The following is a 519-nucleotide window of genomic DNA, read 5'->3' as shown; positions in this document are numbered from 1 at the left end:
CTTTCAGTCCATCGCCAGAGCGCCGCCGCCTGCGTTTCTCTTTCCAAATCAACAATGTCAAAGACCAGAGCCGAAGCTCCGAACCGCCCCGGCAATCCCGGAAGCGGCCCCATCGTTTAGCGCCCGATGTCGGCGGAGGCGGCTATCTATCCAACCTCGAATTCCGTGTCAAATCGTTTTTTTCAAAACTTTTCGACCACCGCGCCGAGCCAGAGAAGAACCCCAGTTCGGCAGGTCAGCAGCTTCTAAAGAAACCACCAAACCCTGTCAAGCAATTCTTTTCAAGAAAGTCTTGCCCGACTTCTCATCAACACTTCCGAATTCTTGCGAACTCTTCCCCGTTGATGATCGGAGCGGCGCTTCTAGTGAAACCACCAACCCCTGTCAACCAACTCTTTTTCGAAACTTTCAGAAGAACCTAAGCCCTTCCGAAGGCAACAAAAGCAGCCCGTTCCGAAAGCCATAAGGCCATCGGCAATCCAGCTGCCCGAGTCGATTGAGGCCGCGGAACTTAGCGAT

1 pseudogene is annotated in these 519 nt (G+C 53.4%); it reads left to right on the top strand.

Annotation, left to right across the window (positions count from 1 at the left end):
* Positions 1-422, top strand: a pseudogene (locus I4Q42_RS26270) (hypothetical protein); the annotation flags it as partial.
* Between the last annotated feature and the right edge of the window lie 97 nt (positions 423-519).

It is taken from the genome of Caulobacter hibisci (genome assembly GCF_016135805.1).
In the GTDB taxonomy this organism is placed as follows: Bacteria; Pseudomonadota; Alphaproteobacteria; order Caulobacterales; family Caulobacteraceae; genus Caulobacter; species Caulobacter hibisci.
The sequence above is the reverse complement of the archived record's forward strand: the minus strand, read 5'-3'. Positions and strand labels throughout refer to the sequence as shown.